Source organism: uncultured Rhodoblastus sp. (genome assembly GCF_903903185.1).
GTDB lineage: Bacteria > Pseudomonadota > Alphaproteobacteria > Rhizobiales > Beijerinckiaceae > Rhodoblastus.
Window position 1 is genome coordinate 1 of record NZ_CAIUXT010000036.1, and the last position, 18,423, is coordinate 18,423.

Annotated in this window: 1 protein-coding gene; it reads right to left on the bottom strand. The window is 61.9% G+C overall.

The features are described 5' to 3' along the window. On the bottom strand, positions 1–17,804 hold a 17,804-nt coding region (locus tag QZY01_RS02865), incomplete at its 3' end, for a CARDB domain-containing protein (protein ID WP_294533083.1). Positions 17,805–18,423: the final 619 nt, after the last annotated feature.

The window sequence follows — 18,423 nt, forward strand, 5'->3', positions numbered from 1 at the left end:
ACCGAAACCGCCAGCGGGTCGGACGGGTCGGTCAGGGTGATGGCCGTCACATGCGCGTTGGCCTGAAGCGCGTCGAGCGCTCCCGCAACCGCCGCCGCGCTGCCGGTCACCGCGAGGCTGTAGCCGTTGGTCAACTCGCCCAGCGCCCCGGCGTCGCTTGTCAGGTGCGCGAGCGAAACCGCCAGCGGGTCGGACGGGTCGGTCAGGGTGATCGCCGTCACGTGCGGGTTGGCCTGCAAGGCGTCGAGGTTGGCGGCGACGTGGGCCGCCGTGTCTTGAATCACAATCGCGTAGCTGGCGTTGGCGATCTTGCCGAGCGCCGTCGTATCGCCGAGCCCCTGCGCCGCGGTCAGCGTCAGCACGGGCGTTCCCGAGTCGGTCAGCGTGATCGCGTCAAGGTGCGAGTCGGCGTTGAGCGTATCGAAGATCGTCGAGACTTTGGCGGCCGAGTCCGTGATGTTGAACCCGGCCGGTGCGGCGTCAGCCGCCGAAGGATCGGCGACGTATTGCGCGACAGTCAGATCGTGAGAGGGCGAGACGACCGTTATCTGCAAGGGCGCGGAAGCGGGCGAGACGACGCCGGCGCCATTGACGGCTGTCGCCGTCAACGTCTGGAGGCCATAGGGCAGCGTCGTGGTGCTTATGCTCCAAAGGCCAGTGATCGCGTCGGCCACGGCGGTTCCAACGACATTCGCGCCATCGTAGAGGGTGACATTCGCGCCGGGATCGGCGGCGCCGGTTATGGTCGGCGTTATGTCGGCCGTAACATTGGTCGAAGATCCCTGCTGCGAGGACGGGGACAAGGCCAAGCCTGTCGGCGCCACCGTACCGACTTCGATTGTCGCGTCGGCGGTGTCGTGGGCGGCCTCCTGATTGCCGGCGTTATCGACCGCCTGCGAATAGAAGGCGTAAACGTGACCGAGATCGCCGTGGAACAGCGCATTGGCGCGGGTTGTGTCGTTGAGCCAGGCGGTTTGCGATCCGCCGTCCTCCGAGACGAAAATCGTGTAGGAGCCTATGCCGGAACCGGCCGCATCGTCCTGGCCGGACCAGGAAACTTCGAAGGTCGCCGTCGCCGATTGCGGCGGAAGGGCCTCGACGATGCTGGTCGGGGCGACCGAATCCACGGTGTCGGTGACGATCGGCGTGTCGATGGGACCATTGGTGTCGAATATGACCTGAGCCTGAGCCGAAATCGTGGTTCCGGTCGGATCGGAGGCCTTGGCCTTCACCGTATAGGAAACGAAGCCTTCGCCATCGCCATAGGAATTGTCGACGGGCAGCAGTCCAAGCTGCGGATCGGTCGGAGGGACGCCGGTCGCCGGATCGATGGTCTGGAAGGTCCAGGTCACGAGGCCGGTCTGGACATTGACGCCGGCCGTGACCTGGACGTCATAGCCCTTGGTCGCCGAATAATCGAGCAGGCCGCTATAGAACGGGCTCGCGCCGGGCAGGCTGGTGGTGAGATTGTCGAAACCAAAGCCGGTCAGGCGGAAGGTGCGCCAATCCAGACTTGAGTCGAGCTGCTGGGTGACGGTGACCGCCTGAGCGGGCGCGCTCGCCGTCTTCGAGTTTTCGAAATCGATCGTATAGGAGAGCGGAGCGCCGGCGGCGACGAAGTTTTGTGCGCCATAGGCGGTCGGGCCGATGATCTCGTTCGGATCGACGGACTGGACCGGGAGAATCGGCGTCACGCCAAACAGACTGCCAAGCCCGTTGATGATGGGGATGATAACATTTTCGCCCAAGGATAAGGTATAGGTGTAACTGGTGTTGACGTTGCCGCCGAGCCCCGGCGTCGAAATGCCGCCGGCGCCGCCGACAGGCTTGCCCGTCGCCGGGTTTATGATCAAGGTGCCGGCGCCGGCGAGGGCGGTCACTTCCGCATTATAGCTCTGGCCCTTGAAGCCGCTGTAGGGACGGCTGTCGTAGCCGCCTTGCAGGGTCGCGCCGGCCCCGTAGCCGGCGCCTGCCTGCGGCGCGACATAGGTGCCAATGTCCGGCAGGCCATATGCATTATTGTTCGTGATAACGACGCCGAAGCCCAAGCCGAATCCAACGCCCAAATAAACACCGCCGCCGCCCCCGACGAAAAGCTCGTCCTTCCCAAGGGGGTCGACGGCGTAGGTGACGTCGTTCGAGACATAGGAATAGGCATTGGCGCCTCCCGCCAATCCGGTCGGATCCGGCGAAGTGAAGCGCCCGGTCGCCGGATCGTAAACGCGCACGCCCAGGGCGACGAGCCCATCGCGGGTGGTCGCATCGCCGCTGAGACCGGCATATTGGAACGGATTGGCGACGCTGCCGGTCGAAGACAACAGCGTTCCAAATGGCGTGTAGGCATAGGTGTCGACCAGCGCGCCGCCGGCGCCGCTGAGGCTGGTGACATTCCCGAGGATGTCGCCGTTGTAGTAATAAGTGGCGCCGCCCGCGCTCAGGGCCGCAAGGCCATTGCCGTAATCATAGGTGGCGGTAACCTGGCCGGAAGAATTATATACCTGGGCGATCGAGGCCAGAGGCCCGGTCGCGGCGGAGTAGAGCGCCAGCGGATCGGTGACGTAGGTGCTGGTGACGCCATTGACGGTCTCCGACGCGCGATTGCCGAGCGCATCATAGCCATAGGTCGTGACCGTTCCATCCGGAGCGGCGACCGAAGTCAGCTTGTTCTGCGAATTATAGCCATAGCTGGTGATCTGGCCGCCGGCATTGCTCGAAACAAGATCGCCGTCGGCATTGTAGGAATAGATCGTCCCATTGGCCGAAGTATATTGGTTGAGGCCATTGGTTAAATAATTGGTCACCTCGCCATTGAAGATGGTTTGGGTGCGATTGCCCGCCGCGTCATATTTATAGGTCAGATCCTGATTGGCGATCGAGGCGGTGGTCGAGGCGAACACCGCATGGACCAGTTGCCCCGCGGAATCGTAGGAATAGGTCCAGGCGCCATCTTGCGACGCGACGCTGACCGGCTGGCCATCGGCATTATAGGTATAATTCAGCGAGCTGGTGACGGCATGGCTGGCGTCATAGGTCACGATGCTCGTGACATTGCCGTTGCTGTTGTAGCTATAGGCCGCGCTGGCCCCATTGCCTTCGGTTTCGCCGGTGAACCGGCCGGCGGAATCATAGCTGTAACTGGCGATGGAATGGCCGGAGCCGTCGGTCAGCGAGATCAGCTGGCCGGCGGAATTATAGGCGAAATTCTCGATCGAACCGTCCGGCTCGACGCGCTGGATCTCCTGCCCCGCCGCGTTATAGCCATAGGATTCGACCCGGCCTTGCGGATCGGTGATGCTGGCAAGCGCGCCGGCCGCATTATAGGTATAATGCGTGACGCCGCCGTCGGTCGCCGTCGAAGAGATCATCTCGCCGACAGCATTATAGGAATAGTGCTCAGACGTTCCGTCGCTGAAATTCTGCGAGGTCAGTTCGCCGGCCACATTATAGGCGTAGCTCGTGGTCTGACCTCTCGCATTGGTCGTCGATATCAGCAGGCCCGAGGCCGAATAGGCGGCGGAAGAGCCGCTGCCATCGTCATAGACGATCCCGATCAGGTCGCCGGCGGAATTATAGCTGTAATTCGTCGTATTGCCGTCCTGATCGGTGAAGCTCGCAATCTTGCTCGTCCCGCCGACATAAGTAACCTTGGCCGTTCCGCCATTGGGATCGGTGTAAGAGGTCAGATTACCGCGTGCGTCGTAACCAAATTTATATTTCTCGCCGTTCGGCGTGACGAACGAGGTAATGTCGCCGAGCGCGTCGTAGCTGAATTGCGTGACGCCGCCTTGCGCATTCTGGACTTCCGCAACCTGACCATTTGTTCCGTAAATCAGAGTGGCCGCGTCGCCGGAAGCATTCGCTTCGGTGACGACGCCGGTCGCCCCATAAGTGAAGGTGAGCGGATTTGAACCGTTTGCGCCGGATTCGCCGGACAGGTCGCCCAAGGCGTCATAGGTGAAGTTCTGTTGCGAGCCGTCGGAGCCGGCCACCTGCGTCAAGGCGTTGTGGCGGTAGGGATTGCTGCTGTTGTCGTAGGAATAGGTGGTCGTTCCCTCGGGGCCGCTGGCCGAAAGCAGCAGCGACCCGGTGGAATCGTAACTGTAGGTCGCGGTCTGGCCTTGCGAATCCGTGGCGCTGGTGATGCGGCCCGCGGCGTTTGTGGTAAAAGCCAGCGATTGGCCGATGGAATCCTGCACCCCGGCGATGACGCCGTTGGCGTCGTAAGTCACGGTAATCTTGTAGCCGCTGGAATTGCTTATGGTTCCGATCTGACCGTCGAGGCGGAAGGTTTCGACCGTTCCATTGGCTTTTGTCAGCACATATTGGCCGCTGACCTCAGTGAGGACGGAGGAATCGCCCGAAGCGGCGGTGAAGGAACCGGCGCCGGCGGCGGTGAAAAATTCGTCGCCCTGTGGCGAGACGATCGTGACGTCGCCCGACGCATCGGTCACCGCATCGACGCCATAGGTGAAGGACCAGCCGTCGCCGAAAGCGCCGGCGGCGTTGCGCGTGAGGAAATCCGACGAATAGCTGCGGCTCAGGGTCAGATCGAGCCTCTGGCCGGTCGTCGAAAGATCGGTCGCCCTGGAGAGCGTGACCTGGGTCAGCGTGCCTTCCGCGCGGTTCAGCTCATAGGCGAGAAGCGCGCCAAGATCGTCGGTGGTCTGGCCGATGGCGCTGAGCGTGGTGGCGTCCTGCGACAAAGCGTCGATCAGGCTTTGCGCGGTCGAACCGAGTTGCGCCTTGAAACGGCCCCGGATGAGGTTCCAATCGGCGGAATCCACGGCGGCGGGCTGCGACGAGGAGTCGAACGACGACCAGTCTATGGCGGCGCTGGAGCCTTGCAGCACGCCCAGGCTCAGATTCATGGTGATGAATTGGGCGTATTTGAAATAGCCGTGGAACGTATAGGAGACGGTTTCGGTCGCGCCGGGCTGGAGAATTCCGGCCGGGCCGCCGCTCTGGGTGATGCCGTCGATCGAGATTTCCGACGCGCCGATCAGGCCGACGGCGCCAGGAATGAAATTGGCGTTGGACGCCTTCAGATCGAGGATCGGCGCGGCGATGTCGGTTTGGCCGACATTGGAGTAGGAGATCGTGACGACGCCGTTCTGCGTGCCGGGCAGTCCGTCCGGCGAATCATGGGTGTGCAATTGCGCCGGCGCGACGAGGCTGACGGCGAGTTTGCCCGCCGGCCCGCCGGTGACCGTAAAGGCGTTTTTCAGCGTCGCGCTGTTGGCGGCGTCCTCTGTTTCGACATTATAGGCGCCGGTCGCGACGCCGTGCAGGTCGAATGTCGCCCAAAGTTCGCCGCTGTTGACCCATTGAACATGGGTCGCAGTGGCGACGACATCGCCCTTGGAATCCGTCAGCTCCACTTTTTCGTTGGCGTTGAAGTGCGCGCCGTCGACGGTGATCGTGACGTCGCCGACGTTGCTGCCCACGTTGGGCGACACCGATGTGATGGAATAGGGAACCGTATTGGCGGTGATACTGTAGTTCTCGCTGCCGCCTGCGCTTTCGCGCAGCATCACGTAATAGGTACCCGCCTGGGTTTCCCGCAGAACGGCGGTCGGATCTTGCGATAGCGGAATTTTCGACGTGGCGTCGAACTGGCCGATGGTCGGCGTCTGGCCGTAGGACACGTAAATGTCGTTGGCCGCGTTCGAGGCCGAGCCGGTCATGGACAGATCGACCACCTGGCCGGCGCCGACGGTGAACTGGTAATAGACCGCTCCACCCGCCGACAGGCTGCCGGTCGCCGGCGTTCCCAGCGTGAGTGTCGGCACGCCGACCGCAATTTCGTCCGAGGATGCGCGCGTCTTGTTGGACTGGTCGGTTTCCGGCTGGGCGTTGTATACGTCGCTGCGGACGATGACGTAATAATTGCCGGCTGCAACGCCCGGCAGCGTCGTGGCGAGCGTGGCGGTGTAGGAGCTGTTGCCGGCTATGCCGCCGCTATGGTTCACCGTGCCGAGCAGAGGGGCGCTGACGTTCCAGACGCCGGTGGTCGACAGATAGAGGCGATCCACCCAGCTTTCGCCGGAGGCGCCCGATCCCAGATTATTGACCGTATAGGAGACCGAAACCGGCTGTCCGGTGGACGCCGTCTGCGGAACGCTGATAGCGCCGACGCTGAGCAAGGTCGAATTGGGGCTGTCGCCTGCCGGCGGCAGCGAAATCTGGATCGGCGAAGCCGAGTCGGCGATATTGCCGGAACGGCTCGGTTCGTTGAGCGCATCGCCATTATCGGCGGAGACAATGACGTAGTAGGAACCGCTGATTCCGCTTGGCAAGGTGAAATTCTGGGTATAGGTCGCGGTCCCGCCGCTCGCCAGCACCGCGCCGTGATCGAGATAGCCAAGCGCGATGGTCGTCCCGCCGCCCAGCGTCGGGCTGGTCGAAAGATAGACCTCGTCGTACCAGTGAACCAGGGTTGGTGTCGGATCGCCCGAATTGGTCAGTGTCCAGGACACGGCGACGGATTGGCCGCTCACGCCCGCGGTCGGCGCCGTGACGCCGGACGTCGTCAGTTCGGGATGATTGCTCGCGCCGCTCGTTCCCTGTGACGACTGGGCGGTGATTTGCGTCGTCGCGGAGGCTGAATCGTCGTTGGGATTGCTTTCCGCGACCGAGCTGTTGCGATTGGTGGTCACCACATAGCTATAGGTTCCGGTCGGCAGTCCCGCCGGCAGCGTGAATGTCCCCTGCGTGCTGTAGGAGGCGCCGGAGGCCAGAACGCCGCTATGGGCGACAGAGCCGAGGTAATTATAGGTCGGCCCGGTCAAATAGACCGAATCCGTCCAGGCGCCGCTGTCGGTGGCGCCGGCGCCGGTATTGGACACCGTCCAGTTGAGCGTGACCTGGTCGCCGGCCGTGTCGCTGGTCGGAGCGGTCAGGCTCGTGACCCGCAGATTGGGCAGAGGCGCAATAACGATGCTCTGGCCCGCCGAGGCGGAATCGGCATAGCTCGACTGCGGAACCGTATGGCCGGAATCGGCGACGACGAACAATGTATAGGCGCCGCCAAGTGTATTCGGCAGGTTGACCGCCACGTTCCGGATGTAATCCTGACCGCCGAAAAGCGCCTTGGAATTATAGTTGCTTCCAACGACGATATTATCGGAAGCGCCGAGCACGCCACTCGCCGACAACACGATGCTGTCGACCCACGAAGTGACGCCCGTATCGCCGCCGCCTTGATTCTGGATTTCATAGGAGACCAGAATCTGATGGCCGGCCTCGGCGGTCGCCGGCGCCGAGACATTCCCGGCGACGAGATCGACGGCGTTGAAGTTGACGTTGATGGGCCCGCCGACGACCGTGCTGTCATTGTGCGTCAGTTCGAACACCTGATTGTAGGAATCCGTCTTGACGATGACGTAATAGCCGCCGAACAGGCTGTTGGACAACGTGTAGTTTTGCGCGACGGTATAGGATTGTCCGGCCGCCAGAACGCCGTAATGTACGTTGGTCGCCAATAATTGCGACGTGGTATTGAGGGTCGGCTGGGCAGACAGATAGACGGAATCGTACCAGTAGCTGTTGGGCGTCGCGGTCGCGCCGTCGTTGGTCACCGTATAGGACAGGGCCAGCTGATGGCCGGTGACGGCGCCTTTCGGCAAAGCGCCGAGGGTCGGCACAAGATCCGGCGGCGGAGTCAGATTGACCTGAACCGTGGCCGAACCGGCGTAGGATTGGGGATTGCCGACTTCATAGACCTGCTGGTTGGCGTTGGCGACGACAAAGAACGTCTCCGTGCCGCTGACGCCGATCGGCAGGTTGAAAGTCGCGGATTCCTTGTAGCTGCCGCCCGCCGGCACAACGGCGCTGGAATTGGTGACGGTCGCCACCACCTTGGCGGTGGAATCGAGCAGTCCGTCCGTGGACAGAAGAACCTGATCGGTCCATGTCGCCACGCCGGTCGAAGCCGAGCCGGCGTTGGTTACCGTCCAGCTCAAAGTCAGCGGCTGGCCCGAGAAGGCCTGGGCCGGGGCGATGACATTCTCGACCTCGAGAAGCGGCGTCGGCGATGCATTGACCTGGAAGGAGGAGGAGGCGAGAGCATTATTGCCGCTGGCGCCAGGACCTTCCTTCTGCTGGCCGCCGCCATCCGCCGCGACGATGATGTAATAGGGCCCGGACAGGCCCTGGGGCAGCGTGACGGCGACGCTGTTTCCATAGCTCCCGCCCCGAGCGAGATAGGAGGGATTCGCCACGCTCGCCAGCAGAATGGCGCTGGTGTCGAGGGTGCGATTCAGCGACAGATAGACTTTGTCGGTCCAGTAGGGCGTCGTGGTCGCGCTCGCGCCGATATTGGAGACCACCCAGGAAACCTGGGTCTGCTGGCCGGAGAAGGCCGTGGTCGGCGGCGTGACCGAGGTGACGACAAGATCGGGGTAGAGCACGGGAGCGATAATGGTCGGCGTGGCGGCGAAACCGTCCTTGCTGCTCGAACCGGGATTTTCCTTGACCTGATTATAATTGTCGGCGTCGACGACGAACCAGCCGGCGCCACTGTAACTGCTCGGGAGCGTGACAATTTCCGTCCGGGTTTCGGAAGCGCCGGCGGCCAGAGAGCCATTGAAGGCGAAGGAGCCGACCAGGACTTGATTGTCGCCCTGGGCGTCGGAGGCGAGATAGACCGAATCGGTCCAGGGCCCGATGGCGGCGGCGTCGCCCTGGTTGGTGACCGTCCAGCTCACCACCGCCTGCTGGCCGGCGGAGGCTGTCGCCGGCGCGCCGATGCTGCTGACCACCAGTTCAGGCGCGAGGGGATAGGATATGGCTGTCGGCGTCGGCGACACGCTCTGCTTGCTCGGCGCGGCCGAACTCTCGGTATTGTTGACATCGGCCCTGACGACGAAATATTCGGCGCCCGTTATCGTCCAGGGCAAAGTGAACGTCGCGGATTCCGCCTGCGAACCGCCGGCGGCCAAATTGCCGGCGACCGAGACCGCGCCGAGATAGACGAGATTGTCGCCTTGCGCGTCCGAGGCGAGATAGACGGCATCCGTCCAGGAGCCGGCGGCGGTGGTGTCGCCGCTGTTGGAATCGATCCAGCTCAAAGTGACGGCATTGCCGGCGAGGGCCTTGGACGGCGCGGAAATGGCGCTGACGGTGAGAATGGGCGGCGCGATGACATTGGCTGTGATGGTCAGGGTTTGCGCCGTCAGCGCCGCCGAATAGCCGCTCGGATTTGAACCGGTGGAAGTGAGCGTGATGGTTTCGCTGAACGAGCCGATCTGCGATGTCGAAAGCGTGACGTAACCATAGCCATAACCGTAGCCGCTCGATTGCTGCGCCCCGATGCCGCTGAAGCCGCCAAAGTAAGAATTGTTGAAGGCGCTGCTGGCGTTGCCGATGGAATATTGACCGGACAGGAAGTCGGCCGGGCCGCTGGCGGCGTTGAACGCTCCGACATAGAAGCTCGGCGCATTCGTGCCCTGGGCCAAATTGCCGAGATTGATCGTCCAATTGGCGCCGTTTTGCGCCAAGGCGGCCGCGCCAAAGGTGGTTCCAAAGGTGGTGAAGGCCGGCGCGGCGTAATTGTCCACCACGACGTTGACCGGAACGCTCGTCTGGCCCAGCGGAGTCTGGCCGAGCGTATCGATTCCGGTTCCGTCGCTGGTCAGCGCGAACAGGGCCGAACCGCTCTCGTAACCCACCGCCGCGGTGGAGAAATTCACGATCAGCTTCGAGGAATCGGCGGCGCCGGGGGCGAGCGCCACGGCGCCGGAATCCGAGATCAGGGCGCCGGTCACTCCGACCGCCGTGGCGATCAGATTTTCCGAATAGCCATCCGCCGGATCGGCGTTGCTTATCGTCAGCGCCTCCGAGCCGGGATCGCCGACATGGACATAAGCGGTGGCTGGCGTGGAAATTTGCGGTTTGGCGAGGCGATAGACATTGCCGGAAAGGGCGAGTTCCTGGGAAGGCAGCGGTGTCTTGGCGCCGGAAACCGTTCCGTCGGAAGTGAACTGGATTTGAACCGTTCCGCTCTTGGCGCCGGCGCTGGTGTCGTCCACGCCGACGGCAATGGCGCTGGAACTGGACTGGCCAGGCGCCAGCGAGACGATCGAACCGGCGCCATAGGCCGCGCCCGTGCTCGCCCCGATGCCGACATTGAGCCCGTCGATGGGATTGCCTGTCGGATTATTGGCGATGGCGAGCGTGATCTTGTCGGTCTGGACTGTCGTGACGTGAGCGTCGGCGAGGACCAGGCTATTACCCGTTCCGACGGGAGTTAAGATCGCGGGGTGGGCGAGGTTGGTCGTGTTCAGCGCCAGGAACAGGTCGCTGCCATGGGCGCCGTCGCCCTGGATGTTGACGACGACGCCGCTCAGCAGCGCGCCGCCGGGGCCGGTGACATTGGCGAAGTCGATGCTGCCGCCGCCGGCGAGATTGACGGTCAAGTCGGTCCCGACCAGCGAATAGCCGGTAACGCTTGCATCGGCGAGATCGATCGTGTCGCCGATCTGCAGGCCGGTAATGGCGGCGCCGGCGGCGGCGAAAGCGGCCGAGTTGTCGAGTTTCAGCACGCCCTGGGCGCCGGCGAAGGCCACTTGCGCCGTATCGCCGGCGCCAAGCTCCAGCGTCGCGCCATTGTCGATCAGCAATATGCCGGAACCGCTGACCGCGCCGGCAAGATTGACCTTCCCGCCCGCCACTTCGAGTACGCCGGAATCGTTCACCGCGCCGGCGAAGGTCATGGCCGCGCCGCCGCCAAGGCCCAGCTGAAGCTTCGCGCCGCTGTCGATCACCAGGTTGCCGGAGCCTGAAACCACGCCCGATATGGCGAGCGTTCCGCCCGCCGCTTCGATCCGACCGAGATCGTTGACCGCGCCCGCGATGGAGCCGGCGCCCGTAATGTTCGCGCCGTTTTCGACCGTGATCAGGGCGTCGGACAGACTTCCCCCGGCAAGGACGATGGCGCCGAAATCGTCGAGATTATTCAAAGCGGCGAAAGTGGCGCCGGAATCGAGTTCGAGCCGCCCGCCGGCGGCGATGGCGTTCAGGGTCTGGTTCAGGTTGGCGACATTGGCGCCGGCGCCGCCGAGCACGACATTGGCGGCGAGAGTCGTAATCGTCGGATAGCCGGCAATCACGACACTCGAATTGGCCAGGGCTTCATATGCGCCGCCGATCAATGCGCCGGAAACGAGATTGGCGAAATTCGGCGCCCCGATATAGGCGACGCCGCCATTGCTGGCTTCGACCACGCCCTTGTTCAAGAATCCGGTCGGCTCGACGTAGAGCCAGCCGCCACTGGCGTCGATCAGACCGCGATTGATGATGAGTTGCTGGCCCTGGCCGTTCCAGTTGTCGGCAATGACGCCATTGCCCTGAACCGTAACGCCGGCGTCGATCGTATAGGCCTGCAGCATCTGGACGCGCACGCCATCGTAATATTGATCCGCCCCCGAAACCGTCACGCTGAGCGTATTGGCGCCGTTGACCAGGCCATTCTGCTGGTCGAGCAGAAACAAGGAGCCGCTGCTGTAATTGCCGCCGCTGGCGACCTGCTTGCCGTTGAGCGAGACATAGCCAGATTCGTCGATATAGAACAGGCCGGCCAGAATTTCGTCCGTCGCATTGGCGACGTTGAAGCTCGTGGTGAACGTGTAGGGCGCCGCAGGCTGATAGACGCCGTCGTTGACGCCGATCCAGCCGGACGTGGCATTATCTGCGGCCCAGTAATAATAGAGATTGGTCGACTCGGAGCCGTTGATCGCGCCGTCGCTGAGGACCGCGGCCGGCGCGCCATTGACCGTCCAGTTCGGATCGCCTGAGCCGCCGGGCAGATTGCCGTTATCGGTATTGAGCGGCGAGGCGACCCGGACTCCCCCCGCGAGGTACAAGTTCGAATTGGTCAGCGTCACATTATTGACGAGATCGCTATAGCCATCGAGCGTCACCTGGGCATTGACAACCTTGATCTCGCCGGGATTGACCCCTGCGGCGTCCGTGACCGTCGCGCCATTGGCGAGGCGGATGAAGCCATTGCTGACCGTCAGGCCGCCCTTGATTTCAACGTTGGAGTACAGATTGGCGCTGTTCCAGGGCAGGGAGACTCCGCCGCCGACAAGGGTTCCATTCTCGATCGCGCCGCCATTCAAGTAGAGACCCTGGAACGCGCCCTGGGACGTATCCAGCGTCTCGCCCGCGAGATCGAGCGTTCCGGTCAGCTGGAGGGATCCGCCCGTGCGCTGGATCGTCCCCAGTTCCGGCAAGGTGACGGTCCCGGTGAGGTTGACCGCGCTGTTTGTCGCGACGATCGTTCCGAGATTGGTGAAGGGGCCAGCGAGCGTCAGCGTCGAATTGATCACCGTGATCGCGCCATCGGCCTCGTTGGTCCAGCTGCCGCCATTGCCGCCGATTTGCAGCGTAGCGCCGTTGGTCGCCTCGACGGTTCCGTCATTGTCGAGCAGGCCGTAGGGCGCGAGGCGGAGCGTTGCGCCATTCACATTCGCGTCGATGACGCCGCCGTGGTCGTTGTGAACGGTCAAACCGTAATCGCCGATCAGGCCGTCGCCCTGGATCAGATTGTCGACGTTCTCGAGCGTCAAGCCCTGATAACCATTGCCGACGATCTGCGCCGTGTTGTAAATATAATAATAATATTGGTAATTATTGAGGGTGATGGTTCCTCCGCCCTGGATTTTCAGACCGTCGTTGCCGACGCGAATGGCGTCGTAAGCATAAGTATTTCCCGATCCAAGCTGTATGACCCCTTTATTGTCGAGGATCCCGTCGATGGACAGCGTATGACTGTCGGAATTGCCGGCGCCGCCAATCGTCAGCGTCCCGGCGTTCTCCACCAAGGCGTCGTGGATCGTGAGCGTCCCGTTTGCCGGCAGGTTTATCGCGCCGGTCGGACCACCGGCGGCGGCGCTGGCGATCACCGTGCCGCCGGCGATCGTCATATTATTGGCCAGAGCAACATTCTGGAAAAAGCCCTGGGTGAAATCGAGCGTGTCGCCAACGCCGACCGAAGCCAGCGTAATGGTTGGATCGACGGTGTCGAGCGTCACGGCTCCATTGAGAACGAGCGATATTTTTCCGCTCAGGTTGGCAAAAAACTGGGTGTACCGGTCTCCGGTCGAGGGCGCGTAGCTGAAGCTGCCGAGGTCTTCCAGCGTGAAGGCGCCGCCGAGATTGATCGTCGAATTGGCGACGTCGAATGTTCCCGCGCCGCCGATCGGCGCGGAAGCGAAAACCACGGCAAGCGTCGAACCGGTGACGTCGATGGTCCCGTCATTGACGAACGGACCGGCGAGGACCAGCGTGGAATTGGTGGCGGAAATCACGCCGTCGGCCTGATTGGTCCAGGCCGTCCCACTGCCGCCGATCGCCAGAATGCCGCCATTGGTGGCTTCGGCGACGCCGTCATTGCTGAACAATCCGTCGGTGGCCACCTGCAGAACTTGACCGCTGACATTCGCGTTGATCGTTCCGCCGGTATCGTTCTGGACGCTCAGACTATATTCGCCGACGACGCCGACGCCGGAAATGGTATTGTCGACGTTTTCCAGAGTTGCGGGACTATAGGCGCCGATCGCGGCATAATAGGTGTAGAAATAGGTGTAGCCGTAATAATTATAGGACCCGCCAGCCAGCGTCACCGCGCCGCCGCCTTTCAGCGTCAAGCCGTCCGAGCCGACGAACAGGTAGCCGGCGCCATTGGAGTGACCGTAATCGCCGATCTGGACCGCGCCGGAATTGTCCAGGACGCCGTCGGCAAAAAGGGTCTGAGATCCATAATAAGCGCTGCCGGCGCCGATCTTCCAGTCGCCGGCGTTTTCGATCAGCGCATCGTGGATCGTCGCCAGACTATTTTGAGCAATGCCGAGGAAGCCAGCAGGACCGCCGGCCGCGGCGCTGACGATCACCGTGCCGCCGTAGATGGCGCCGCCGTTCACGACGAGATTCTGGAAAAGGCCCTGGGTGGCGTCGAGCGTGTCGCCGACGCCGACCGAAGCCGGCCCGATGGTCGGATCGACGGTGTCGAGAGTCAAGGTTCCGGTGAGTTCGAGCGTATTCGATCCGTTGAGCGTCGCGAAAAACGGCGCGTAAACGTCGCCGGTCGAAGGCGCGTAGTAGCTAAAGCCGCCAAGGTCTTCCAGCGTGAAATAGCCGGCGAGTTCGATGGTGGAGTCGGTAACGATGAAGTTGCCGGAGTTGTCGATCGGAGCGGAGTTGAAATTCACCGAGACCGTTGAATCGGTGACGTCGATGACGCCGTAATTAGAGAAGTAACCATTGAGCGTCAAAGTGGAGTTGTTGGCGACAATCGTCCCGTCCAACCCATTGGTCCAATAGTTCCACCAGGAGCCGATCACCAGATTGCCGCCATTGCTGGCCTCGGCCCGGCCGTAATTGCCGAAACTACCATTGAGCGCCACCGTGGAGGCGTTGGCGACAATCCTCCCGTCCCACTCATTGGTCCAATAACCGCCCCAGTCGCCGATCGACAGATTGCCGCCATTGGTGGCTTGGGCGAGGCCGTCATTGCTGAACCCGCCGCCGGGAGCAAGTTGCAGAATCTGGCCGCCGACGTTGGCGTCGATGACGCCTTGCGCGCCGTTCTGAACATAGAGCGACCAATCGCCGACCTGGCCATAGCCCTGGATCGTGTTGTCGACATTGGCGAGAGTCGCCGAGGCGCCGTTGCCGCCAATCGGCGGCAAAGCGCCGAACTGAGATGAAGACTGAACGCCGTACGGATTATTTCCCGGCGAAACCGAGATCGTTCCCCCACCCTTCAGTGTCAGCCCATCGGCTCCCACCTGGAGAGCGATCGAACCATTGCTCAAGCTTCCAAGATTGATGACGCCGCTATTGTCCAGTGTCCCGTCAAAAGTCAGCGTCTGGTCCTGATAATTCACGCTGTCGAAATTCTGCGTCGCGCTGTTGACCACATATACGTCATGCAGGGTTCCGAGCCCGCTCCACCCGAGGGTGAGGCCGCCGCTGATATCGAGCGTTCCGCCGTCGATCTCGCCATTGTCGAGCACAATCGGCCCCGGAACGCTTCCGCTCCAGTCGAGAATCTGGGTGTTATTGTCGAGTGCGACGACGCCGCCATTTTCGACCGTCAGGCCGCCATAGATGATATCGTTGGAAAGAGTGACAAAGCCGCCGTTGACGATCAGGCCGTCATAGAAGATGTCGTTGGCGAGCGTGTTCTGGGTGTTGCCGGAAAAATTCAGCGCGCCGCCAAAGTCGAAGATCGCTCCATCCTGGAGCGTGCCGCCGTCGAGGGTGAATTGATAGAACAGGCCCGGCGTCGTATCGAGCGTATTGCCATCGAGCTCCAGCGTGCCGTTGATCGCGAGCCGATTGCCGTAGCCGCCAACCGTCCACAATTGCGCATTGTTGTAATCGACATAGCCTTGCAGATCGATCTGGCTGTTGTTCGCGGAAATGGTCCCGTAATTGTAGAAGGGGCCGACGAGTTCAAGCGTCGCGTCGGTGGCTTCGATCGTCCCGTCCCACCAGTTGGTCCAGGTTCCGCCATTGCCGCCGATTTGCAGGATGCCGCCATTGGTGGCTTCGAGCAGGCCGTCGTTGTTGAGCAGTCCGTAAGGGGCGACGGCGAGGGTCTGCCCGGAAACATTGGCGTCGATGGTTCCCGGCGCGAGTTCGCCGTTCTGCCAGACTCCGTCGTTCTGGATATACAGATACGCGTCGCCGATGACGCCCGCGCCTGCAATCGTATTGTCGAAATTCTCGATCGTCGCCGAGTCACTGCCGTCGCTGACAATCGACGACGTAAAGCCATTGGGGGACGGGAGATTGATTTCGCCGCCGCCATTGACCAACACGCCGCCAATGACGACTAGATTTGCCGCGCCGTTGGAATCGCCAAGCGACAGGGTCCCGGAATTGTCGAGGGTTCCCCCCACGAGATTCAGCGTGACGGTGTCGGGAATGATCCAATCGCCGGCATTGTCCAGGGTGACATTATAAAAATACGGAATGCCGTTCTGGTTGAAAGTCAGGGCGCCCGTCCCGGCGGCCGACGAACTGGCAACCACTGTTCCGCCTTGGATGGAGGCGTAATTGAACATTCGGAGACTGTCGAAGAAGCCCTGGGTGGCGTCGAGCACATCGCTGGAATTGAGGCCGATGGCGCCGGTAAGCCCCAGAAACGAGTTCGTGAGCGTCACGTTGGCATAGCTGTTGCCGGAGCTCGCGCTGTAGCTCTCATTGCCGAGACCTGCCAAAGTGTCATAGCCGTTCAGAAGGACGACGGAATTCGACGCCGAAATGGTCCCGAGATTGGTGAGTCTTCCGTCGAGGAAAAGCGTCGAGCTATCGGCGGTGACGGTTCCATCGGCGGCATTGGTCCAGTTGTTGTTGCCGACATAAAGCAGGCCGCCATTGGTCGCCTCGATCGTCCCTTCATTGAAGAAACCGGTCGGCGCGATGGTCAGTGCGCCACCGGGAACATTGGCGTCGATCGTTCCGCGGTTGACGACGATCGCCGGACCGCTCACGCTGCTGTAATTATCGCTGATATAACCGGCGCCTTGAATCGTCACCCCGGAATCGATCACGACCGGCTGGGCGATCTGGAGGCGAACGCCATCGTCGTAACCATCGGTATAGGCAGCCTCGATTGTAAGCGTATTGGTTCCCGAAACCAGGCCATCGGCGGCGTCGAGCACGAAGGGAACCCAACCCTGCCACGAGTTCTCGGTCAGCAGCGGGGCGCCTCCATTCAGGATGAGTTCGCCATAGTCGTCGATCTGCACAAAGCCGGCGATGGTCGTATTCGCCGCGTCGGCAACGTTGAAGGTTGTGGTGTAGAAGTAGGGATTTGACGCTGAGGCGATAGGCTGATCGACCGCGTTTTCGTTCGAACCCGCGCCGCTGACGGTCCAGCCGGGAACGGCGATCCAGCCCGACAGCGCATTGTCCGGCGTCCACGACTGATTGTTGACGATCGCCTGATCGACCGCCGCGGCCGGAACGCCCTGCTGCGCCGGCGGCAGCGCCGGACCGCTCACGGTCCAGTTCGGATCGGCCGACCCGTCGGCATTGCCGGTCCCGCCATTATCGGTGTTCAGATTGGACGAGAGCGGCGGCTCGCCGAAAAATAGATTGCCGTAATCGAGCGTCACATCATTGGCAAAATCGGTCGCGCCGTCGAATTCGATAGCGCCGCCATTGGCGACGGTGATCGCGCCGGGGTTGACGCCCGTGGAATCGGTGACCGTCGCGCCATTGGTGAACTGGGCGTAGCCGCCAGACAGCGTCAGCCCGCCCTGAACGCTTCCGCCCGAAACTTCGAGCTTCCCGCCGCCGTTCAGCGTCACACCGGAGGAATCCGCCAGCGTCCCGGCTTTGAGGTCGATCAGGCCCTGATGGCTCAAAGGCGAGGACAGATTGACCGTCGCGGTCGGCGCATCGATGACAACGTGGTCGCCGGCGCCCGGAACGGCGTTGAAATTCCAGTTGCCGGCGTCGCTCCAGTCGCCGCCCGCGCTGTTGGTCCACTCGAAGGGGGCGACGGCGGCTGTCGCGGCGCTGGTGGCCGAGACGACGGCCAGGGTGTCCGAATCCGTCGCGGTGACAACGACGCGGATCGCCGACCCTATATCGCCGTCGGCGGGCTGATACGTCGGACTATCGCTCCCGATACTCACAGCATCGTTAAATGTGCCGTCCGCGGAGGATTGCCATTGATAGGAATAGACGTCGTTGGCGTCACTATCGACGATTGCCGCTGTGAGTGTTTCGCCGGGCGTTGCAAGGCCGCCGATGGAGGCCGAAAGGGATGAAATCGAAACCGGCATGGCGATCCCTCAATCAATTCGTTGTTTAAACCGAGATTGTTCACTAATGCGCCGACAACAAAACCCTTTGCCTGATCAATGATGTATCTGGCACAAGGACTTAAAATCCTGTTTACCATAAGTTATCGAGCGCCGCAACCATGTCGATAACGTATATGCGCCTCGAACATTATTTCTAACGTACTGTTTTAAAACATATAATCTCGTTGAAGCCGTCGACGGGCCTGATCTAGGCAGAATTGCGAAGCAACAGTTTGACGCGCAAGACGGCGACGCTTTTGCTTGCAAGAATGTCGCCATCGGGAGCCGCCTGCAAAGGCCGCGCGTAGGTTTGAAATTTTTTTGTTTATTAACATATACTTAAACACGCCCCGCGGCGCCGGCGCCCCAATTCGTGGATCGACGCCACTTGCGTCCGGAAAACCGGATGGCGCACAGGAAGAAGCATGACAATCCAACGCAAAGCGACGGTTGATTTTTGAAGCCGCGGCCAATGCAAGCAGTAATGTCGCGGGTCCAGGCGTGGAACATGACGTCGCCCGACATCTAATACCATCGGGCTACGGCTTACGACTCGTCGTAAGCCATAGCCCGTCCGCAAGGACGGGCGCCCATCGAC